This is a genomic window from Ensifer adhaerens (genome assembly GCF_000697965.2).
GTDB lineage: Bacteria > Pseudomonadota > Alphaproteobacteria > Rhizobiales > Rhizobiaceae > Ensifer > Ensifer adhaerens.
In genome coordinates this window covers 1,648,570-1,669,318 of sequence record NZ_CP015880.1, presented here as the reverse complement: position 1 = coordinate 1,669,318, position 20,749 = coordinate 1,648,570, and the positions used below count along the sequence as shown (strand labels likewise).

The 20,749-nt window shown below is 61.9% G+C and carries 23 protein-coding genes; 14 read left to right on the top strand and 9 right to left on the bottom strand.

Annotated features, from left to right (window positions below):
* Window positions 1-136: 136 nt before the first annotated feature.
* From FA04_RS07980 to FA04_RS07965, 4 genes are all read left to right on the top strand, one after another.
* Complete coding sequence (locus FA04_RS07980) at window positions 137-1,264, top strand: ABC transporter permease (RefSeq protein WP_051659332.1); 1,128 nt, start codon at window positions 137-139, stop codon at window positions 1,262-1,264.
* A 22-nt stretch (window positions 1,265-1,286) separates the two neighbouring features.
* On the top strand, window positions 1,287-2,096 hold the full coding sequence (locus FA04_RS07975; RefSeq protein WP_034795281.1) for an ABC transporter ATP-binding protein: 810 nt from the start codon (window positions 1,287-1,289) through the stop codon (window positions 2,094-2,096).
* Window positions 2,097-2,178: 82 nt separating this feature from the next.
* The gene (locus FA04_RS07970; protein ID WP_034795040.1) at window positions 2,179-3,549 is read left to right on the top strand and encodes an MlaD family protein; all 1,371 of its coding nucleotides are present in this window, start codon (window positions 2,179-2,181) and stop codon (window positions 3,547-3,549) included.
* A gap of 86 nt (window positions 3,550-3,635) precedes the next feature.
* Window positions 3,636-4,250, top strand: a complete 615-nt coding sequence (locus FA04_RS07965) for an ABC-type transport auxiliary lipoprotein family protein (RefSeq protein WP_034795038.1) — start codon at window positions 3,636-3,638, stop codon at window positions 4,248-4,250.
* A gap of 16 nt (window positions 4,251-4,266) precedes the next feature.
* Here FA04_RS07965 and FA04_RS07960 read toward each other — a convergent pair whose 3' ends face one another.
* Complete coding sequence (locus tag FA04_RS07960) at window positions 4,267-4,539, bottom strand: BON domain-containing protein (RefSeq protein ID WP_034795022.1); 273 nt, start codon at window positions 4,537-4,539, stop codon at window positions 4,267-4,269.
* A gap of 153 nt (window positions 4,540-4,692) precedes the next feature.
* On the opposite strand from FA04_RS07960, the gene FA04_RS35040 reads away from it, so the two are divergent.
* On the top strand, window positions 4,693-4,869 hold the full coding sequence (locus FA04_RS35040; RefSeq protein ID WP_156552959.1) for a hypothetical protein: 177 nt from the start codon (window positions 4,693-4,695) through the stop codon (window positions 4,867-4,869).
* A gap of 140 nt (window positions 4,870-5,009) precedes the next feature.
* On the opposite strand, the gene hemF is transcribed toward FA04_RS35040, so the two are convergent.
* Entirely contained in the window at window positions 5,010-5,921 is a 912-nt protein-coding gene (gene hemF, locus FA04_RS07955) for an oxygen-dependent coproporphyrinogen oxidase (protein WP_034795020.1), read from the bottom strand.
* A gap of 211 nt (window positions 5,922-6,132) precedes the next feature.
* On the opposite strand from hemF, the gene FA04_RS07950 reads away from it, so the two are divergent.
* On the top strand, window positions 6,133-6,393 hold the full coding sequence (locus tag FA04_RS07950) for a hypothetical protein (protein ID WP_034795016.1): 261 nt from the start codon (window positions 6,133-6,135) through the stop codon (window positions 6,391-6,393).
* Between the two features lie 85 nt (window positions 6,394-6,478).
* Here FA04_RS07950 and FA04_RS07945 read toward each other — a convergent pair whose 3' ends face one another.
* A complete protein-coding gene (locus FA04_RS07945; RefSeq protein WP_034795013.1) occupies window positions 6,479-6,718 on the bottom strand; it encodes a hypothetical protein in 240 nt (79 codons plus the stop codon).
* Between the two features lie 52 nt (window positions 6,719-6,770).
* A complete protein-coding gene (gene soxR, locus FA04_RS07940) occupies window positions 6,771-7,241 on the bottom strand; it encodes a redox-sensitive transcriptional activator SoxR (protein ID WP_034795010.1) in 471 nt (156 codons plus the stop codon).
* Between the two features lie 77 nt (window positions 7,242-7,318).
* Here soxR and FA04_RS07935 point away from each other — a divergent pair, with 77 nt between their 5' ends.
* Entirely contained in the window at window positions 7,319-7,894 is a 576-nt protein-coding gene (locus FA04_RS07935) for an NADPH-dependent FMN reductase (RefSeq protein WP_034795007.1), read from the top strand.
* A gap of 76 nt (window positions 7,895-7,970) precedes the next feature.
* Here the strand turns inward: FA04_RS07935 and FA04_RS07930 are convergent, their stop codons facing one another.
* Entirely contained in the window at window positions 7,971-8,432 is a 462-nt protein-coding gene (locus FA04_RS07930; RefSeq protein ID WP_034795003.1) for a tRNA (cytidine(34)-2'-O)-methyltransferase, read from the bottom strand.
* A gap of 6 nt (window positions 8,433-8,438) precedes the next feature.
* Window positions 8,439-9,011 carry a GNAT family N-acetyltransferase gene (locus FA04_RS07925; protein ID WP_051659327.1) on the bottom strand — a complete coding sequence of 191 codons (573 nt, stop codon included), beginning with the start codon at window positions 9,009-9,011 and terminating at the stop codon, window positions 8,439-8,441.
* Between the two features lie 412 nt (window positions 9,012-9,423).
* Between FA04_RS07925 and FA04_RS07920 the strand changes: the two genes are divergently transcribed.
* From FA04_RS07920 to FA04_RS07900, 5 genes are all read left to right on the top strand, one after another.
* Window positions 9,424-11,277: an ABC transporter ATP-binding protein gene (locus FA04_RS07920; RefSeq protein ID WP_034795000.1), complete on the top strand. Its 1,854-nt coding sequence runs from the start codon at window positions 9,424-9,426 to the stop codon at window positions 11,275-11,277.
* Between the two features lie 120 nt (window positions 11,278-11,397).
* On the top strand, window positions 11,398-13,263 hold the full coding sequence (locus FA04_RS07915; protein WP_034794995.1) for an ABC transporter ATP-binding protein: 1,866 nt from the start codon (window positions 11,398-11,400) through the stop codon (window positions 13,261-13,263).
* 367 nt (window positions 13,264-13,630) lie between these two features.
* On the top strand, window positions 13,631-14,209 hold the full coding sequence (gene petA, locus FA04_RS07910) for a ubiquinol-cytochrome c reductase iron-sulfur subunit (RefSeq protein ID WP_034794992.1): 579 nt from the start codon (window positions 13,631-13,633) through the stop codon (window positions 14,207-14,209).
* A 14-nt stretch (window positions 14,210-14,223) separates the two neighbouring features.
* Window positions 14,224-15,504, top strand: a complete 1,281-nt coding sequence (locus FA04_RS07905) for a cytochrome b (RefSeq protein WP_034794990.1) — start codon at window positions 14,224-14,226, stop codon at window positions 15,502-15,504.
* Between the two features lie 32 nt (window positions 15,505-15,536).
* Window positions 15,537-16,406: a cytochrome c1 gene (locus FA04_RS07900; RefSeq protein ID WP_034794986.1), complete on the top strand. Its 870-nt coding sequence runs from the start codon at window positions 15,537-15,539 to the stop codon at window positions 16,404-16,406.
* 296 nt (window positions 16,407-16,702) lie between these two features.
* On the opposite strand, the gene FA04_RS07895 is transcribed toward FA04_RS07900, so the two are convergent.
* On the bottom strand, window positions 16,703-17,269 hold the full coding sequence (locus FA04_RS07895) for a GrpB family protein (RefSeq protein ID WP_034794983.1): 567 nt from the start codon (window positions 17,267-17,269) through the stop codon (window positions 16,703-16,705).
* A gap of 182 nt (window positions 17,270-17,451) precedes the next feature.
* Here FA04_RS07895 and FA04_RS07890 point away from each other — a divergent pair, with 182 nt between their 5' ends.
* On the top strand, window positions 17,452-17,718 hold the full coding sequence (locus FA04_RS07890) for a hypothetical protein (protein WP_051659326.1): 267 nt from the start codon (window positions 17,452-17,454) through the stop codon (window positions 17,716-17,718).
* A 28-nt stretch (window positions 17,719-17,746) separates the two neighbouring features.
* On the opposite strand, the gene istB is transcribed toward FA04_RS07890, so the two are convergent.
* Together istB and istA are read right to left on the bottom strand one after the other, a co-directional pair.
* On the bottom strand, window positions 17,747-18,643 hold the full coding sequence (gene istB, locus FA04_RS07885; RefSeq protein ID WP_064816995.1) for an IS21-like element helper ATPase IstB: 897 nt from the start codon (window positions 18,641-18,643) through the stop codon (window positions 17,747-17,749).
* Entirely contained in the window at window positions 18,640-20,154 is a 1,515-nt protein-coding gene (gene istA / locus FA04_RS07880) for an IS21 family transposase (protein ID WP_034803536.1), read from the bottom strand. The genes istB and istA overlap by 4 nt, the downstream gene beginning before the upstream one ends.
* Window positions 20,155-20,351: 197 nt before the next feature.
* Here istA and FA04_RS36360 point away from each other — a divergent pair, with 197 nt between their 5' ends.
* Window positions 20,352-20,483, top strand: coding sequence for a hypothetical protein (locus FA04_RS36360; RefSeq protein ID WP_256385318.1), 132 nt, complete (start codon window positions 20,352-20,354; stop codon window positions 20,481-20,483).
* The last annotated feature ends 266 nt before the right edge of the window (window positions 20,484-20,749 follow it).

Below are 20,749 nucleotides of genomic sequence, written 5' to 3'. Positions count from 1 at the left end.
CCGGTCGGACGCGCAACAGACGTGGTAACACTTTAGGTCTGCTGCACAATCTTGTCCTCAAATCTATCGAGATTGGACGAGTTTTGCAGAGGCAAATCGGGATAACAGAAGACACGTGTCGCAAGCCGCCCGCAAGATGACCGCCGATGTCGCGCTGTCCGAGAGTGGCGGCGGGCGAAGCTATGTCTTTACCGGCACCTGGCGGCACGAGACGGCCGAAGCGATGGCGGCAAAGCTCGACGGCCTTGCGCGCAAGGGCGACGGGGCCGCGCAGTTCGATCTGTCCGGCGTGACGGCGATGGATACCGCAGGCGCCTGGATCATCCGCCGCTTCATGACCCGTGTCGTCGGCCCGTCGCGCGACAACGTTCATTTCGCCGAAGGCGGACAGCGCTATGTCGAGCTGATCGACGCCCTGCCGGCTGAACTGCGTTCGCCGGAAAAGAACGGCGAACGGCTGCCGCTGTTTCAGCGCATCTTCGCCCCGGTCGGCGAGGTCATGGCGGCGACGTGGGAAGATATCGTCGCTGCGATGTACATCCTGGGGTCCGCGGTGCGCGGCGCCCAGCTTAAGCTTGGACGGCACAGCGGCGTCTCGCCGGCGGCGATTGTCCACCAGATCGACCGCATGGGCGTGAAAGCCGTACCGATCATCACGCTGATGTCGTTCCTGATCGGCGCCATCATCGCCCAGCAGGGCGCGTTCCAGCTGCGCTATTTCGGCGCCGAGGTCTTCGTCGTCGATCTCGTCGGCATCCTGCAGCTCCGTGAAATCGGGGTGCTGCTGACCGCGATCATGATCGCTGGCCGCTCCGGCAGCGCGATCACCGCCGAAATCGGCTCGATGAAGATGCGTGAAGAGGTGGATGCGCTGAAGGTGATGGGGCTGAGCCCGGTCGGCGTACTCGTATTTCCGCGCCTCGTGGCGCTGACCGTCGCGCTGCCGCTCTTGACGATCATCGCAAACTTCGCGGCGCTCGTCGGTGCGGCGCTCGTTGCCTGGGGCTATTCCGGCATCACGATCCCAACCTTCCTCGCCCGATTGCAGGAAGCCATCGATTTTTCGTCGATCGCCGCCGGCATGATCAAGGCGCCTTTCATGGCGCTCATCATCGGGGTCGTGGCAGCCGTCGAGGGCTTGAAGGTTGGCGGCAGCGCGGAGTCGCTCGGCCGCCACGTGACGTCTTCGGTGGTCAAGTCGATCTTCGTCGTGATCCTGATCGACGGGCTCTTCGCCATGTTCTACGCGGCCATTGATTTCTGATGCGGAGAACAGCGTGAACCCAATCGAAAAGAGTCACGAGGGGTACCAGCCGACCGAGGCGAACGGGCGCGAGGCCGTGCTTTCCGTTCGCGACCTGACGGTCGGTTTCGGCTCCAACATCGTGCTCGACAAGCTGAACCTCGAGATCTACCGCGGCGAAATCCTCGGCTTCGTCGGAGCGTCCGGCACCGGCAAGTCGGTGCTGATGCGCACGGTTCTGAGGTTGCTTGCGAAGCGGTCCGGCAAGATCGAAATCCTCGGCGCGGACTACGACAACATCACCGAGGGCGAACGCATCGCGCTCGACATGCGTCTTGGCGTTCTCTTCCAGCACGGAGCGCTGTTTTCGGCGCTGACGGTGCGCGAGAACATCCAGGTGCCCATGCGCGAATATCTCGACCTGCCGCAGAGCCTCATGGACGAGCTGGCGCGGGTGAAGATCGAGCTGGTCGGCCTTGCGCCGGAGGCGGCGGAAAAGTACCCGTCGGAGCTTTCGGGCGGCATGATCAAGCGCGCCGCACTTGCGCGCGCGCTGGCGCTCGATCCGGACCTGGTCTTCCTCGACGAGCCGACCTCGGGGCTCGATCCGATCGGGGCGGCGGAGTTCGACGAGTTGATCGCCAAGCTGCGCGACACGCTGGGATTGACCGTGTATATGGTGACTCACGACCTCGACAGCCTCTTTTCGGTCTGCGACCGCATCGCGGTTCTCGGCAAGAAGAAGGTCCTGGTCGAAGGCACGGTGGAAGACATGCTGGCCTGCGACGATTCGTGGGTGCAGTCCTATTTCCGTGGCAAGCGGGCACGATCGATCGTGCGGAACGATCAATGAATCTTGAGAAGCCGATTTTGATGCCCAGGCGTCGAGATCGGAGGTAGAGCCGGTGAAGCGGCCACGAAGGTAGTCGGTACGAATGGAAACGAAAGCGAACTACGCCATTGTCGGTTTCTTCACGGTGTTCGTGGTCGCAGCCGCATTCGGCTTCGTCTACTGGATGTCGCAGTATGGCCGTAGCGGCGAGATGATCGAGCTGGTGGTCAACATTCCGGGGTCGGCCAACGGCCTTTCGGTCGGCTCTCCGGTGCGCTTCAACGGCATTCCCGTCGGCACGGTTCGCAACCTCGCGATCGATGCCAACGATCCGCGTTATTCGATCGCGCTGACCGAGGTTTCGGTCGACGCGCCGGTGCTCAAGTCGACCAAGGCGACGCTGGAAGTGCAAGGCCTGACCGGTGCGGCCTATATCGAACTCAGCGGTGGCCACAAGGGCGACGAAAACATCCTGAAGACTGCGATCGAGAAGGGTACGCAGGCGCGTATCCTTGCGGACCAGTCGAGCGTCACCAGCCTGCTCGCGACGGCCGACCAGATTATGGACCGCGCCAACAGCGCCATCACCGACATCCAGGGCTTCGTCACTGACGTGCGCGGTCCGCTGACCAAGACGATCGGCAATGCCGAGACGTTTTCGAATGCGCTCGCGAACAATTCCGGCGCGATCGATGACTTCCTGAAGAGCGTGACGGAACTCTCCGGTTCGGTGAGTGCTGCGTCCAAGAAGCTCGATTCGACTCTGGAATCTGCCGAAACTCTGGTGAAATCGGTGGATCCGAAGAAGATCGATCAGATCGTCTCGAACGTCGAGCAGATCAGCACCGACCTGAAGGCTGCGTCGGGCGGCGTTTCCGAAACCATCGCTGCCTTCCGGCGCACGGTCGAAACCTACGAGCAATTCGGCAAGAACGCCCAGAAGACGCTGGAGCGGGTCGATACGCTGGTCGCCTCGGTCGACAAGCAGAAGGTGGAGCTCGTCGTCAACGACATCACAGCGGCGACGGCGGACGCCCGCAAGACGGTGGCCAACATCTCGCAGTTCGCCGACAAGATCACGGCGCGCCAGCAGGACATCGACCGCACGATCACCGACGTCACGCAGCTGGCAAGCAAGTTGAACGCTTCGGCCAACCGGGTCGACAGCATTCTCGTCAAGGTCGACGGTTTCCTCGGCGATGCGGACGCGCCGTCGCTTTCGGCTGACGCCCGCGCGACGCTCGCCTCGTTCCGCAAGATGGCGGACAACCTGAACGCCCAGATCGGCCCGATTGCGGAGAACCTCAAGCGCTTCTCGAATTCGGGGCTGCGCGACGTCGAGGCGCTCGTCACAGATACGCGCCGCACGGTGCAGAGCCTCGAGAACACGATCTCGACGTTCGACAAGGATCCGCAACGCCTTCTCTTTGGCGGCGAGACGGTAAAGCAATATGATGGCCGCACCCGACGCTGAGTCGGTGGGCACAGCCGGCGTGGGGCCGGGTGGTGTGTTTCGATCGGGAATGCGCCGAAGTTGTGTGGGACAAAGGTAACGGCAGTATGAGTTTTCCAGGGCTGGTGGGCGTGCGAGTAGCGGGAGCGTGGCGCTCCGCCCTGATGATCATGCTGGCAGCAGGACTTGCTGGCTGCGGTACCAAAGCGGTCAACGACACCTACAGTCTTTCGGCAAGGCCGGCCGTCGAAGGTCGCGCATCGACCGGCAAGCAGATCCTCGTGCCGGAGCCGACGGCTCTGAAGGCACTCGACAGCGATCAGGTCGTCATCCGCCTCTCCGGCGCGGAACTGCAATATCTCGCCAAGGCTCAGTGGAGCGACCGCCTGCCGAAGCTGGTACAGGCGAAGCTCGTGCAGGCCTTCGAGGACACAGGCAAGATCGGCGGCGTCGGCAAGCCCGGCCAGGGCCTGGCGATCGACTACCAGGTCATCACCGAAATCCGCGCCTTCGAGATTTCGACCGAGGGCGCCGACACGGCCAATGTCGAAATCTTCGCCAAGATCCTCAACGATCGCAACGGCACGGTGCTGGCGCAAAAGGCGTTTCGCGCCACGGCCGCGGTCAGGGGCACGGGCAACACGGCCTTCATCAAGGCCATGGATCAGGCCTTCGCCAATGTTTCGGCAGAAATCGTCAGCTGGACGCTCGGCTCCATCTGAGGAACCGAGAACGCTTCTATCTTGCGGCGACCGTCTCGATCCGGTTGATCACTTCCGCGACGCCTTGCACCTGTTTTGCCGCCTCTTCGGCGCGGAAAACCTCGCCTTCGGTCGCCACGAAACCGGCAAGCACAATGGTGTTGCCTTTGGCGGTAACAGTGACATCGGCTGCATCGAGGCCGGGCGTGACAGCCAGGAGATGGGCGACGCGGCGCTCCAGTTCGGCCGGGTGATCGGCCACCTGCCGCTCCGGTTCATCGCCGTAAAATGTCCGTTTCTTGAAGATCATTGTTTTCACCTCGCTCGACGAAGGTGAAACGCCTGATAGCGGGCTTTGTTCGCCTGTTTCATTCGAAACAGCGGGGTGGGACTGATCCGTGCGATGGCTCGTTTCAGGCGACGGGCGGCTCCGTCGCGGTCGGATTACACGGGGATATACAAAATGCGCAGTTCTTGCTTCGCCATGGCTCTGGCGACGACGATGGCACTTGCCTTGGCCATGCCGGCGAAGGCCGCGAACTATAGATACGGCTGCAAACCGAGCTGCGTCGTCAAAACCGAACGGGCTTATGGCGCCGACGGTAAGGTCTTCTGGAAGAAGGTGCGGATCTGCAAGTGACGTCAGGAATTCCGAAGCGGCCCGCGACGGCATTGGTCAGCGGGCCATTCATCGGCTCGATCGCGCTATGACGCGGTCCCGGAGAAGAAGCGCATCTGCGCGGTGCGAGCGCTTCTCTCTGCCTGTCTAAGCTGCTGAGTTTACGGCCAGCGCACGACCGGGGGCAGGGACGACAGGATCGACTCGACATTGCCGCCGGTCTTCAGGCCGAAGATGGTGCCGCGATCGTAGAGCAGGTTGAACTCGACATAGCGGCCGCGGCGCACCAGCTGTTCGTCGCGGTCGTTTTCGGTCCAGGGCGCATTGAAATTGGTGCGCACGATCTTCGGATAGACGATGGCGAACGCCTTGCCGACATCACGGGTGAAGGCGAAATCGGCGTCCCAGCCGCCTTGCTCTTCCGAGGAATGCAGCCAGTCGTAGAAGATGCCACCGGTTCCGCGCGCCTCGTTGCGATGGGGCAGGAAGAAGTAGTCGTCACACCACTTCTTGAACTTGGCATGGTCGGCGACCGCATGGCGCCCGCAAGTGATCTCCATCGCGCGGTGGAAGAGCTGCGTGTCGGGATCCGTCATGACGCGACGGCGATCGAGCACCGGAGTGAGGTCGGCGCCGCCGCCGAACCAGTTGCTGGTCGTCACCACCATGCGGGTGTTCATGTGAACGGCCGGCACGTTGGGATTGACCGGATGGGCGATCAGCGAAATGCCCGAAGCCCAGAAACGGGGATCTTCGGCTGCACCCGGGATCTGGCTGCGGAATTCGGGCGAGAACTCGCCGTAGACGGTCGAGGTGTGCGCGCCGACCTTTTCGAAGACGCGGCCTTCCATCATCGACATGCGGCCACCGCCGCCCTTGCCATCCTCACGGCTCCAGTCCTTGGCAACGAAGCGGCCGGGGGCGCGGTCAGATAGCGGCCCGGTCAGCTCATCCTCCACCGCCTCGAAGGCGGCGCAGATGGTGTCGCGCAGCCCTTCGAACCATGCACGCGCCTCCGCCTTCTTATCTTCGATGTCTGCGGGGAGCCCCTGGGGTAGCTGCGGTCGTTCCATGAAATTACGTCCTGTTGGCGGGATTTCCCGATGAGATGCCGCCGATTCGATTGAAGTCGCCACAGTTCACACTTTGGCGCTGATGGCAACGGCGGTCCAGCGCTTCGGCCACTCGGTCGCGGCGTGTCCTTGGCCCCGGCGAAACCCGCCTACACAAAGCTCTGGCAAAGGCAGGCTTGCCTCACTATCTTACAATCCAGAGGTATAGCCCATGGCAAGAATACCTGCAGGCCCGCCGCTCGATGGATTGCGGCGGCAGATCGCCCGGCATCGCCGGGAAAATCCGACACGAGGCGACGGCCTTTTCGTGCGGGAAACCTTTCGGCTCGACCGCAGTGCTGCCCGTGCAAAAGCGCGGGAATGGTTCGACACCTGGCCGAAGGCCGCCTACTGGACCGAGGTGGAAAGCTGGCGCCAGCTCGAGGGCGACGAGATCGAGTTTACGATGCGCCGCCTGCCGACCGCGGATTGATCCATCGCCCCTGCCGCTTTTTCTGAGATCACCGGTCACGTCAACAAACGCGCCAGATTCCCTGCGAGCCAAGGTAGCACAGCGCTCAACCTCGATTTCGATCCTGAATATAAATCAGAGTTTTTCCGAGAAGAATCAATAGATTAATGATGGCTACCAGCCCGAGTATCACGGTCCCCAGGGCAAGCGCCAGGAATGTATTGACGGCGCATTGCTGATCCCCTGCGGCGCATGCGCGATCGTCAAGATAATAGAACCATGAGAACAGGATGAGAGCGAGAAGAGGAAGGACTATCGCAACTCGGCCTCTTAGTTCTGACTTCATCTTCTTTTCCGCACAATGACCATGCGTAGGCACCTTTGGTCGTGGCGGCCGCTCAAGGGTGGCTGTCTTCATCCATGAGCCTTGGGCCGGCGCCTTCCATCGACAGCACGTCGTGCGGATTGCGCAGAGGACATTCGCGCAGCGACAGGCAGCCGCAGCCGATGCAGCTCGTCAGATGGTCGCGCAACGCCATCAGGCTGGCGATGCGTTCGTTCAGCTGTTCGCGCCAGTTTTCGGACAATCTGCCCCAATCCTCGACCGTCAGCGGACGATCGTCCGGCAAAACCGACAAAGCGTCCTGGATTTCCGACAATGGAATGCCGGTGCGCTGCGCCACCTTGATGACGGCGACGCGCCTGAGCACGCCGCGCGGATAGCGGCGCTGGTTGCCGCGGGTGCGGTTGCTGCGGATCAGCCCCTTGGCCTCGTAGAAATGCAGGGTGGAGACGGCGACGCCGCTGCGCTCCGCCACTTCGCCCACGGTCAGTTCGCGGCGCAATTCGCTTTGTTTCACAATCGTCATAACGGCTATTGACCTCAACTAATCTTGAGGTTTTATAGCATTGGCTCCATGACTGAGACAACAGGAGCTTGATCCCCATGACTGAGAAAATGACCCTCGCCGTGATCTATGGCAGCGCGCGGCAGGGTCGCTTCTGCGACACAGTCGCCAATTGGCTGATCCGGGAACTATCGGCTTCCGACACCTTCTCCCTGACGATCATCGACCCGGCGCGGCTCAGAACGTCGCGCGGCCTTGGCGCGGCGGTCAATCCGGGCGAATGGCTGGAGCGCAAGATCGCCGAGGCGGATGCCTTCATCGTCGTTACACCCGAATACAACCACGGCTACCCGGCGGCGCTGAAGGAACTGATCGACTCTGTCTACGAGCCCTGGCACGCAAAGCCGGTCGCCTTCGTCTCTTACGGCGGCGCCTCGGGCGGCATTCGCGCGGTCGAGCAATTGCGCCAGGTGTTTGGAGAGTTGCACACGGTGACACTGCGCGACGGCGTGGCCTTCCCGAAGGCGTGGTCGAAGTTCGATGCTGCCGGCAACCTCTATAAACCGGAGGAGCTCCGCGCGCCGCTGTTTTTGATGATGGATCGCCTGACCTGGTGGGCGCGGGTGCTGAAGCAGGCGCGCAAGAGCAAACCTTACAACGAAGTCGCGGCGTAACGTTGGAAACGAGGGCTCTCGGCCGGGCTCTCAAAGAGCTCGGCCTGCCGCCAAGGAGACGGCTATGGAGACGGTATCAAATCGGCGAAACCTGCCGGATCGCTTCGCCCGCAATCATCGCGGCGGAGATCGCGATGTTCAGCGAGCGCTGGCCGTCGGCCATCGGAATGAGGATGCGGCCATCGGCGCGCTCGTGCACGTGATCGGGCACGCCGGCGCTTTCCCGCCCGAAAAGCAGGATGTCGTCTGGGCGGAAATCATAGCGCGTATAGGGCAGGGCAGCCTTGGTGGAGGCGAGCACCAGCCGACGTCCGCTCGCCGAGCGCCACTCTTCGAAGCGCTCCCAGTTGACGTGACGAGTGAGCGCCACCGACGCGATGTAGTCCATGCCGGCGCGCTTCAGGTTTCGGTCGGAGAGGTCGAAGCCGGCCGGCTCGATCACATCGACCGAAAGCCCGAGACAGGCGGCCATGCGCAGGATCGTGCCGGTATTGCCGGGAATATCGGGCTGGTAGAGGGCGATGCGCAGATTGCTCACGTCAGGTTACTCGTTTCCGGGGGCGTTGCGCCGCGTATCGAAATCCGCAGCCAGGATGCCCATCATGATGTCGTCGTGCCACTCACCGTCGATCAGCGCCGATTCGCGTTCGCGGCCCTCGATCGAGAAACCGGACTTGAGATAGGCCGCAATCGCCCGCTCGTTGAAGGCGAGGACCCTCAGCGAGACCCGATGAAGGGCAAGTTCGTCGAAGGCATAGGCCAATACCCGCTTGATGACCGCCGTGCCAAGACCCTTGCCAAGGCGATCCGGATCGAAAATGCCGATGGCGAAGTTCGCGCGGCGATCGGCGCGGTTGATGTTGTCGAGCCGCACTTCGCCGACGAGGCCGTCCTGATCGATGATCCAGGCGGCCGGATGTTCGGCGATGCGCGTTACCCAGGCGTCCGCTTCACCGTGGCCGAAGAGGCCGGGAAACGACCTGCCCGCACCGAACATCCGGTAGATATCCGGATGGCGGCCGAGCCTCAGGCGCACGTCTGCGTCACCCTCGCGGGGGCGCCGCAGGAGAAAGCCGACACTTTGAAGGTCAGGAGGCGTGTCCGATGAAGCGATCATCCTTGTTCTCCGCCGCGAAACGTCCGGCGCTGCTTGCTTTTGAGGTCGCTCATATTGCCTGCGCTAATCTGTGCCGAAACGGCAACAGCGGTCGGAGCGATGAAAAATTGGGCAAGAAAGTGCCTGCGACAATCTGGCATGCGAGCGCGAATAAGGGTAGAGATCGGACCTCTTCAACGCGAACCGACGGAGGCAAACATGAATGTATTGATGTTGACACGCCTTCCTGGAGTAGTGGGCCACCGTTTGGCCTGACCGGTTCCGCGACCTATCTTTTAACCGAGATCGACGCGCTTCCGGGACTCCGGAAGACGAAGCCCTTTGCGGGCTGCATTTCCGGACTGACTTTTTCATCATAAGAATGCGGGGCGAAATCCCGCTTTCCTTCAAAATACTCTGAAGGAGCAATGTTATGTTTGGCTGGTTTGAATCCCGCCTCAATCCCTATCCGCCGGAGGAGCCGACGGTTCCGCCGAAGACTCTGTTCGGCTTCTGCTGGCACTACTCCAAGCCGGCTGCGCCGTGGCTCATCATCATGTCCGTCTGTACGGCGCTGATCGCCATTGGCGAAGTGGCGCTGTTCCAGTTCCTCGGCAACATGGTGGACTGGCTGTCGAGCGCCGACCGCGAGAGCTTCCTCGCCGCCGAAAGCGGACGGCTGTTCTGGATGGGTGCGCTCGTCCTCATCGGCCTGCCGGGCCTCGTGGCGATCGATTCGCTGATCATGCATCAGGTGCTGCTCGGCAACTATCCGATGATCGCCCGCTGGCAGATGCACCGCTACCTGCTGCGCCAGAGCATGACCTTCTTTGCCAACGAGTTCGCCGGACGCGTGGCAACGAAAGTCATGCAGACGTCACTAGCCGTGCGCGAAACCGTGATGAAGATCCTCGACGTCTTCGTCTATGTCGTCAGCTACTTCGTCACGATGCTCGCCGTCGTCGCCACCGCCGACTGGCGGCTGGTGATCCCGCTCGGCATCTGGCTGGCGATCTACATCTGCATCGTCAGCTATTTTGTGCCGCGGCTGCAGAAGATCTCCAAGGAGCAGGCGGACGCGCGCTCGATGATGACCGGCCGGATCGTCGACAGCTACACCAATATCGGTACGGTCAAGCTGTTCTCGCATGCCGGCCGCGAGGAAGGCTATGCGCGCGACGGCATGGACGGCTTCCTCGACACCGTGCATCGCCAGATGCGCAAGGTGACGCTGTTCCACGTGCTGGTCTATGCCAACAACAGTATCGCGCTCTTTGCGATCGCAGCGCTTGGCATCCATCTGTGGCTGACGAGTGCGATCTCCGTCGGCGCGATCGCGATCGCCGTCGGCCTTGCGATGCGCATCAACGGCATGTCGCAGTGGATCATGTGGGAAGTCTCGGCGCTGTTCGAGAATATCGGCACGGTCTATGACGGCATCGGCATGATGACCAAGGCGCACGACATCGTCGACGAGCCGGACGCCAAGACGCTGACAGCGGACAAGGGGGCGATTGCCTTCGACAACATCCGCTTCCACTACGGCAAGGCCAAGGGTGTCATCGATCACCTGTCGCTCGATATCAAGCCGGGTGAGAAGATCGGCCTCGTCGGTCGCTCGGGTGCGGGCAAGACGACGCTGATGAACCTGCTGTTGCGCTTCTACGACCTGGAGGACGGTGCGATCCGGATCGACGGCAAGGATATCTCCACCGTCACGCAGGACAGCCTGCGCTCGCAGATCGGCGTCGTGACGCAAGACACCTCGCTCTTGCACCGCTCCATTCGCGACAACATCGCCTATGGCCATCCGGAAGCGGACGACGAGGCGATCATTGCGGCGGCCAAGAAGGCGAACGCCTGGGACTTCGTCCAGGGGCTCGAGGATAACCAGGGCCGCAAGGGCCTGGACGCGCAGGTCGGGGAACGCGGCGTCAAGCTCTCCGGCGGCCAGCGCCAGCGTATCGCGATCGCGCGCGTGTTCTTGAAGGACGCGCCGATCCTGATCCTCGACGAGGCGACCTCGGCGCTCGATTCCGAAGTCGAACAGGCGATCCAGGAGAACCTGTTCGCGCTGATGGCCGGCAAGACGGTGATCGCGATCGCCCACCGCCTGTCGACGCTGACGGAGATGGACCGGCTGGTGATCCTCGAGGCCGGCCGCATCGTCGAGACCGGCTCGCATGCCGAGCTCGTTGCCCATGGCGGTCTCTACGCTGACCTCTGGTCTCGCCAGTCGGGCGGCTTCATCGCCGACGACGTCGAGAAGGAAGAGGCCGCAGAGTAAGCAACCTGAGGCCCGCCGTTCGAAAGAGCGGCGGGCCTCTTTGTTAGACGTTACGCATTTGTAATCTGCAATTGTGTCGAAACCGATTGCTGTTCCTGCCGAACCGCCTATATCGGAACCATGCTCAGCGCCATCGTCAGCCTCTTCGAGAACTGGATCAAGCCCTTCGCACCGCGCGAGCGCCTGCAGCCGCCGAAATCGCTCTGGGGGTTTGCCTGGTTCTACGCCAGACAGGCCAAGGGACCGTTCATCGCTATGGCCGTCTTGGGCGGCCTCGTCGCCATGCTGGAGGCGGGTCTATTCTACTTCGTCGGGCGGCTCGTCGATCTGCTCGACACCGTGAAGCCGGAAGCTGGCTGGAGCGGGTTGATCGCCGCCAATGGCCCGGAGCTTCTGTTCATGCTCCTGACAGTCATGGTCTTCCGTTTCATCGCGGTGTCGTTGGCGGCGCTCGTCGAAGAACAGGCGATCACGACAGGCTTTTTGAACCTGGTGCGTTGGCAATCCTACGTGCACGTCGCCAGGCAGTCGCTGACCTTCTTTCAGAACGACTTTTCCGGCCGCATCGTCACCAAGGTCTGGGCCGGCGCTCAAGCAACGAGCGACCTGCTCGTCTCGCTGCTGCAGGTCGTCTGGTTCATCGTCATCTACACGGCGTCCACCATGGCGCTGGTGGCGCAGCTCGACTGGCGTCTGGCCGCGATGGTCGGCTTCTGGATCGTCGTCTTCCTGGTGCTGGCGCGCTTTTTCGTTCCACGCATCCGCAAGCACGCCCGCGATACCGCCGAAATGGCGTCGATGCTGAACGGCCGCATGGTCGATGCCTATTCCAACATCCAGACATTGAAGCTCTTCGGGCGCGACGAGGAGAACGACCGCTATATCCGCGGCGGCTTCGACCGGTTCCAGCGCGCGGTCATCCCGTTCACGCGGCTCTTGACGGCCGTGCGCGCCTCGCTGGCACTGCTTTCCGGCCTGATGATCACGGCGATCGCGGTCTACGCCATCCATCTCTGGCTCGCAGGCTCGATCAGTTCCGGCGCGGTCGCCTTCACGCTGGCACTGGTGCTCCGGCTCAACATGCTGCTTGGCCGCATGATGACGCAGTTCAACTCGATCATGCGCAACATCGGCACGATCCAGAACTCGGCCGAACTGGTCTCTCAGCCGATCGGTCTCGTCGATCGGCCCGACGCGACGGAACTGGCCGTGAGCAAGCCGGAAATCCGCTTCGAGCACGTCCGCTTCCACTACGGCAAGGGCGACCGCGTCATCGACGATTTCTCGCTCGTGGTGCGCCCGGGCGAGAAGGTGGGCATCGTCGGTCGCTCGGGCGCCGGCAAGTCGACGCTCGTCAACCTGCTGCTGCGCTTCTACGATCTTGAAAGCGGGCGCATCCTGATCGACGGCCAGGATATCGCGTCCGTCAGGCAAGAGTCGCTGCGCGCCCAGGTCGGCATGGTCAGCCAGGATACTTCACTTCTGCATCGCTCGATCCGCGACAACATCCTCTTCGGCCGTCCCGACGCGAACGAGGAGCAACTGATCGCTGCGGCGCGGAAAGCCGAAGCCTACGACTTCATCGCCGACCTTCAGGACCAGCGCGGCCACAAGGGGCTCGACGCCCATGTGGGCGAGCGCGGCGTCAAGCTTTCGGGCGGACAGCGGCAGCGCATCGCGATCGCCCGGGTGATGCTGAAGGATGCGCCGATCCTCGTGCTCGACGAGGCGACCTCGGCGCTCGATTCCGAAGTCGAAGCGGCGATCCAGTCCAATCTCGACCGCCTGATGCAGGGCAAGACGGTGCTCGCGATCGCGCATCGGCTGTCGACGATCGCCGCGCTCGACCGGCTGGTGGTGATGGACAAGGGGCGGATCGTCGAACAGGGAACGCACGCCGAACTTGTCGCCCGCGGCGGGCTTTACGCCGGGCTCTGGTCACGCCAGTCCGGCGGATTTCTCGCCCGGGAAGAGGCGGCGGAGTAGGGCGCTTTACGGACGCCTTCAAGCCCATCCGGCGGGCGTAAATTCCGCCCAACTGATGGCCGTCAAGTCCTTGTGCCAATTGGCCGCGCTTTTCCCCGCGACAATCTGCCCACATGCCCTTGTCAAGGCTGGACATAATTTGCGATCAAGCATAGAACGCGCCGGATTGACGGGGATTCTGCGTGCTGTGCGCGCGCCGATTCTTTTCGGATTCTGTGCCGATGTCGCATTTGCAACCGCAAGGCGATGGGGCGACAGCACTATGAATAGGGCGTGGTTCCTTGACCTGGATCAAACCGCAAGGGGCAGGAATTTCGCCGGGGGCGGATGCGGTTTCCGCAATATTGCGTGAGAGGATGGTTTAGCCGTGAGCGAACACGACACTTCAAGCGAGGCCTTGGGCGAGCCCACTCGCCGCGACTTCCTTTATCTGGCTACCGGTATGGCAGGCGTCGTCGGCGCTGGTGCCGTCGCCTGGCCGTTCATCGACCAGATGCGTCCGGACGCATCGACGCTCGCGCTCGCCTCGATCGAGGTTGACGTATCGAGCCTTCAGCCCGGTATGTCGCTGACGGCGAAATGGCGCGGCAAGCCGATCTTCATCCGCAACCGTACGGAGAAGGAAGTCGAGGAGGCAAAGGCCGTCAAGCTGGACGAGCTTAAGGACCAGGTTGCGCGCAACGCCAACCTTCCGGCCGACGCTTCCGCGAGCGACCTCGATCGTTCCGCCGGCGAAGGCAAGGAAAACTGGATCGTCATGATCGGTTCCTGCACCCATCTCGGTTGCGTGCCGCTTGGCCAGGCCGGTGATTTCGGTGGCTGGTTCTGTCCCTGCCACGGTTCGCACTACGATACGGCCGGCCGCATCCGTAAGGGTCCGGCGCCGGAGAACCTTCACGTGCCGACCTTCTCGTTCGTATCCGACACAGTTATCAAGATCGGTTGAGGGGACTACTGATAATGAGTGCTGAACATTCAACCTACACGCCGACGACTGGCATTGAGAAATGGGTTGATTCCCGTCTGCCGTTGCCGCGTCTCGTTCACGATAGCTTCATCAGCTACCCGGTTCCCCGGAACCTGAACTACGCCTACACCTTCGGTGCCATGCTCTCGGTCATGCTGATCGTACAGATCCTGACCGGTATCGTGCTGGCCATGCACTACGCCGCTGAAACGACCGTCGCCTTTAACTCGGTCGAGAAGATCATGCGCGACGTCAATCACGGATGGCTGCTGCGCTACATGCACGCCAACGGCGCATCCTTCTTCTTCATCGCCGTCTACCTGCACATCGCCCGTGGTCTCTACTACGGCTCGTACAAGGCTCCGCGCGAAATCCTCTGGATCCTCGGCGTGGTCATCTACCTCCTGATGATGGCGACCGGCTTCATGGGCTACGTTCTGCCCTGGGGTCAGATGTCCTTCTGGGGCGCGACCGTTATCACCGGCTTCTTCACCGCCTTCCCGCTGGTGGGTGAGTGGATCCAGCAGTTCCTGCTCGGCGGCTTCGCCGTTGATCAGCCGACGCTGAACCGCTTCTTCTCGCTGCACTACCTGCTGCCCTTCATGATCGCCGGCGTCGTCGTCCTGCACATCTGGGCGCTGCACGTAACGGGTCAGACCAACCCGACCGGCGTTGAAGTCAAGTCCAAGACCGACACCGTGCCCTTCACGCCCTATGCGACGCTGAAGGATGCGCTCGGCGTTTCCGTCTTCCTGATCATCTATGCCTGGTTCGTCTTCTACCAGCCGAACTTCCTCGGCCACCCGGACAACTACATTCCGGCTGACGCGCTGAAGACGCCCGCTCACATCGTTCCGGAATGGTACTACCTGCCGTTCTACGCGATGCTGCGCGCCATCACCTTCAATGTCGGCCCGATCGACTCCAAGCTCGGCGGCGTTCTGGTGATGTTCGGCTCGATCATCATCCTGTTCTTCCTGCCCTGGCTCGACACGTCCAAGGTCCGCTCGGCCGTCTACCGTCCGTGGTACAAGCTGTTCTTCTGGGTCTTCGTGGCCAACGCCATCCTGCTCGGCTGGCTCGGCTCGCGTCCGGCGGAAGGCCTGTACGTCGTGATGTCGCAGATCGGCACGCTGTACTACTTCGGCTTCTTCCTCGTCATCTTGCCGGTCCTCGGTCTGATCGAGACGCCGAAGCGCATTCCGAACTCCATCACCGAAGCGGTGCTGGAAAAGCAGAATGCCAAGGCGCAGCCGGCTGCCGCGCGCGCCTGATCAGAACAGCGATTGATAAGGAACCCACAACAATGAAAAAGCTTGTTACAGGCATTCTGTCACTCGCTGTCGTCGCTGGTCTCGGTCTCGGTACGGCTGTTGCCGAAGAGGCGAAGGGCGGCGAGGAGCATGGCGGCGGTACGCCCCACTATCCGATCCACAAGCCGGAACAGCAGGACTGGAGCTTTGCCGGTCCCTTCGGTCACTACGACAAGGGTCAGCTTCAGCGCGGCCTGAAGGTCTACGCCGAAGTCTGTTCTGCCTGCCACTCGATGAACCTGGTGTCCTTCCGCACGCTGGAAGGCCTGGGCTATTCGGAAGGCCAGGTAAAGGCCTTTGCGGCGAACTACGAAGTTCAGGACGGCCCGAACGCCGACGGCGAGATGTTCACCCGCAAGGCTGTCGCCTCCGACCACTTCCCGTCGCCTTACGCGAACAAGGAAGCGGCTGCCGCATCGAACAACGGTGCAGCTCCACCGGACTTCTCGCTGATCGCCAAGGCTCGCGGCATCGAGCGCGGCTTCCCGCAGTTCATCTTCGACATGTTCTGGCCCTACCAGGAAGGCGGCCCGGACTACATCCACGCGCTGCTGACCGGCTACCAGGATCCGCCGCAGGGCGTCGAAGTGGCTGAAGGCACGCACTACAACCCGTACTTCGCCAACGCTGCCGCGCTGGCGATGGCTCAGCCGATCTCCGCCGACCAGGTCACCTATGACGATGGCACGCCGCAGACGGTCGACCAGTACGCAAAGGACGTTTCGGCGTTCCTGATGTGGGCCGCCGAGCCGCACCTCGAAGAGCGCAAGCGCACCGGCTTCATGGTCATGGTGTTCCTGCTGATCTTCACCGGCCTGGTGTACCTCACCAAGAAGTCGGTCTACGCCAACAAGGAACATTGATCGGCTCCGGCTCAGGCCGGTACGACCAAGACCCAACGAAAAAGGCCCCGGTTCGTCCGGGGCCTTTTTCGTTTGCCACCGTGCATCCCGACACCGTTGACCTTGGGCGAGGAATTTGGCCGGACCTGCAGCAAGTTCGCGATGCTTCACGCATTCCTTTGGCGAAGGGCAGGCGGCTAAACACCAGTCGCTCGCAGGACAGGCTTGCGATGCAGACAGCAGCTACCGTATTCGGCCGATCATTGGCCACCGCACCGATCTCGGATTAAGGCTGTGCCGGGCAGCGGAAGACCGGCCTACGCATCGGAAGGACCTGGTCTCCAGCCGCTTGCCGCAGCCCACCGATCCGCGCGTCGAATGACCTGCCACAAGTGTTCCGACTTGCCCTCGGTATAGGCTGCCCGGTCGTGGCGATGTCGGCTTGCCAATGCCCGCTTCAGCTCGACGTATGGGCCGTGTTCCTCGGCATGGGCGCGCATGTAGTCGCGAAACAGCAGCGACCATTGTTCCTGCCAGCTTCCCGCTCGGCGCACGTGGATGTGCGTGCGTTCGTCGCCAGGGCGCTCACGAAAGTAGCGTTTCGCCAGATCGGTATTCTGCGGCCGCCACAGGTAGCCGATCGCCGCCATTTTTTCCGCCAGCACGTCGAGGGACTCCAGATCGGCAACGGAAATCTGAACATCGATGATCGGCTTGGCAGCCAGACCACGGATTGCGGTGGAGCCGATATGGTCGATACGCAAGGCATGATCGCCCAAAACCTGGCGGATCGTCTTCGCCTTGGTGGCAAACCGCTCCGCCCAATCGGAGGACCAATCGCAGATTTCAATCGGCTGTGTCGTGCAAGGCAGCTCCCTATCCATCGGACGAACTTCAGATGCAGAGCGTGATGATGTCAACATTCATTCCTGCGTTCCACCTGTCTGGCTGGCAGAGTGTCTGGCCGTCCGGATGCCGTTAAGGACGACTGCATGTTATGGTTGCATAGACCGTTGGCGCCCGCCTAGAAGGCTGCGTTATTGTTTCTTCAGAGGGGTGAATCTCGATGTCTATTTCTTTCAAACGCCTGGCGGTGGTCGCCGTGGTAGCTCTTGCCTTTGTTCCCGGTATTGCACAGGCCGAGAGTTACGCGACGCTCACCAAGCAAGGCTACGCCACCGGCAAGCTCTCCAGGGGCAAGTCCGGCGCCTGGGGCTGGGTGGTCGGCAACGGAGAGAAGACGTTCTTTTGCCGGCTGAACGTCGCTTCTGCCTATGTCAACAAGAAGGAGATGGTGAGCTTCACCGCAAGTATAGCGCGGCGATCAGGATGAGACGGCGGCGACAATCTGGATGAGACTCTTATGTCGCGGTCGGGATGAAAGTATCATGCTGATTGTCGCTGGCAAGAGTCTCGTCGTGTTCTGATTGCCGCTCCGCGACAATCTGGGAAGCACTTTTAATTGTCGCGAAGGCGGCAGGTCTGCCGCGCTGGCGTTTGGCTTCCATGGCGGAACGTCGCCGATAGCTTTCGACGTTCATTTCGAAGATCGTTGCGTGATGAACAAGTCGGTCCACCGCCGCAAGCGTCATGGCCGGGTCCGGAAAGACGCGGTTCCATTCCCCGAAGGGCTGATTGGCGGTGATCATGATGGAACGCCGCTCATATCTTGCGGAGATGAGTTCGAAGAGCACGCTGGTTTCGGCCTGGTCCTTGGTGACGTAGGCCAGATCGTCGAGGATGAGCAGATCGAACTTGTCGAGCTTTGCGATGGCGGATTCGAGCTGGAGCTCACGCCGTGCGACCTGCAGCTTCTGAACGAGGTCGGTCGTGCGCGTGAACAGCACTCGCCAACCGTTCTCGATCAGTGCGAGGCCAATGGCTGCGGCGAGATGGCTCTTTCCGCCTCCGGGCGGGCCGAACAACAGGATATTGGCACCTTTGGCGAGCCAGCTATCGCCGGCGGCAATGGCCATGACCTGCGCCTTGGAGACCATGGGCACAGCGTCGAAAGCGAAGCTCTCGAGGGTCTTTCCGGGCGGCAGATGCGCCTCGGCGAGGTGACGTTCGATCCTGCGATGCGCCCGTTCAGCCAGCTCGTGTTCGGCGATAGCGGAGAGGAAGCGAGCCGCGGGCCACCCTTCACGATCGGCCTGTTCGGCAAATTGCGGCCACAGCGTTTTGATTGTCGGCAGCCTCAGGTCATTGAGCATGATGCCGAGGCGGGCTTCGTCGATGGTGTTGTGGACATTTTTCATGCGGCCTCTCCCGCATAAGCAGGCCCCATCAGGGCTTCATAGCTATTGAGCGATGCGAGCTGCACATGAACGGTCGGCAACTGATCCGGGTCCGGGCCGAAGATGGCTCTCAAGGCCATCAGGTCGGGCAGTTTGCGGGCGTCGAGCGTTCTGGCAAGCTCCTCGGCCAGTTCACGCTCGCAACCACGATCATGAGCCAGGGCCAGCAGTTCGACGGTGACCTTGCAAGCCTGCCGGTCAGGCAGTTGCTCGATGAGAGTGTCGAAAGCCCTTCGGTATTCCGGCCGAGGGAAGAGCTTGTCGCGATAGACCAGGTTGAGAAGCGCCATCGGCTTTTTGCGCAGGGAATGAATGACGTGGTGATAGTTGACGACCTGATCGTGCTTGCCGCTCGCATGGGCGCGACCTCGCGGCAACGTCAGCAGATGCGTGCCGCCGATGAAGACGTCGAGACGATCGTCAAACAAACGCACACGCAGCCGATGGCCGATCAAACGGGAGGGGACGGTGTAGAAGACTTTGCGCAAGGCGAAGCCGCCGGTGCGCGACACGGTGACGACCACCTCCTCGAAGTCGGTGGTGCGGCGAGCGGGAAGTGCCTGCAGATGCGGGCGCTCGGCATCGATGCGCTTGCCATGCGCGGCATTGCGGCGGCTGACGATCTCGTCGATGAAGGCGCGGTAGGAGCGGAGATCGTTGAAGTCTCGGGTGCCGCGCATCAGGAGTGCATCGCGGACGGCGCTCTTGAGATGGCCGTGGGAACTTTCGATCGAACCGTTCTCGTGGGCGATGCCCTTGTTGTTACGGGTTGGCGTCATCCGGTAATGAGCGCACAGGTCCTCATAGCGGTTGGTGAGATCGACCTTGGCATCGGCATCGAGGTTGCGGAAGGCGGCCGACAGGCTGTCGCTGCGGTGATAGAGCGGCGAACCGCCGACCGACCACAGGGCGTTCTGCAGGCCCTCCGCCAAGGCGACGAAGCTTTCGCCGCCAAGGATGACATGGGCGTGTTCGAAGCCCGACCAAACCAGCCGGAAGTGATAAAGCAGATGGTCGAGCGGCTGGCCGGCGATCGTCACGCTGAGGCTGCCCATGTCGGTAAAATCCGACAGCCCCAACCGGCCGGGTTCGTGCGTCTGGCGAAAGATCACCTCCTGTGCCTCACCGTGAACGGCCCGCCAGGACCGAATGCGCCGCTCAAGTGTGCGGCGAATGCCTTCGGGCAGTTCCGGATGACGTCGCAGCATCTCGTCGTAAACGGCGACCGCACGAATGCCGGGAGCGGCCTTGAGAAGCGGAACAACCTCCGCATCAAAGATATGCTCAAGCGGATCGGGGCGACGCCGACCGCGCGGCGGCTTGTTCTGCGACGGAAGGCGCTGCTCTTTCTCGATGCGGAATGCCGTCGCCCGGCTGATCGACGCCTTCGCGGCGGCGACCTCAACAGAATGCGTTTGTCGATACTTCATGAATAATCTCATCTGATGATCGGTTACATGGCGACCCGGCACAAAGGTGGTTCTCCATTCCAGAAAACCGCCACCGTAGCGGGCCGACCGCGATCATGAGACGCCTAAAAATTGCGCCGCGGCGGGAGTGTAACTCCGGTCGGGCTACGCCCTCCCTTCGTCACACCCCCGCCGCCGAGTCTCATCCTGATTGACGCTGAATCTCACCTTGATTGCCGCCGCGCACCGCAAGCGGCCGCATGCTCAAGATCGACCGTGCGACCTACGACGGCGCGCTCGGCGGACCGGACCCGAACAAGCCTTACCTGAAGGATCTGCAGGCGGGCCGGGTCAAGCCCGCCGATGTCGGCGGCTGTTCGCCACTGCGTTGAGCCGGTCCAGTCAGCACGCGTCGCCAGGCGCGGCTAAAGCATGTCGACAGCCCGTTGTTCACGACACCCGCCTACGAACCCAAATCCCCTTCGCGCAGCCGTGATTAGCGGGTAGTGGCTCGAACTTGCGACAAGGGGCAGAGTCCGGTCGTACGCGTGCCGGGAGCGCCTTAAGGAGCGCTCTGCATCATAAGGGATCGCCAGTATCTTAGCGGAAGTGATCCGTCGCTTTTCTTCTCTGATATCCCTGCAAACGAAAACGGCCC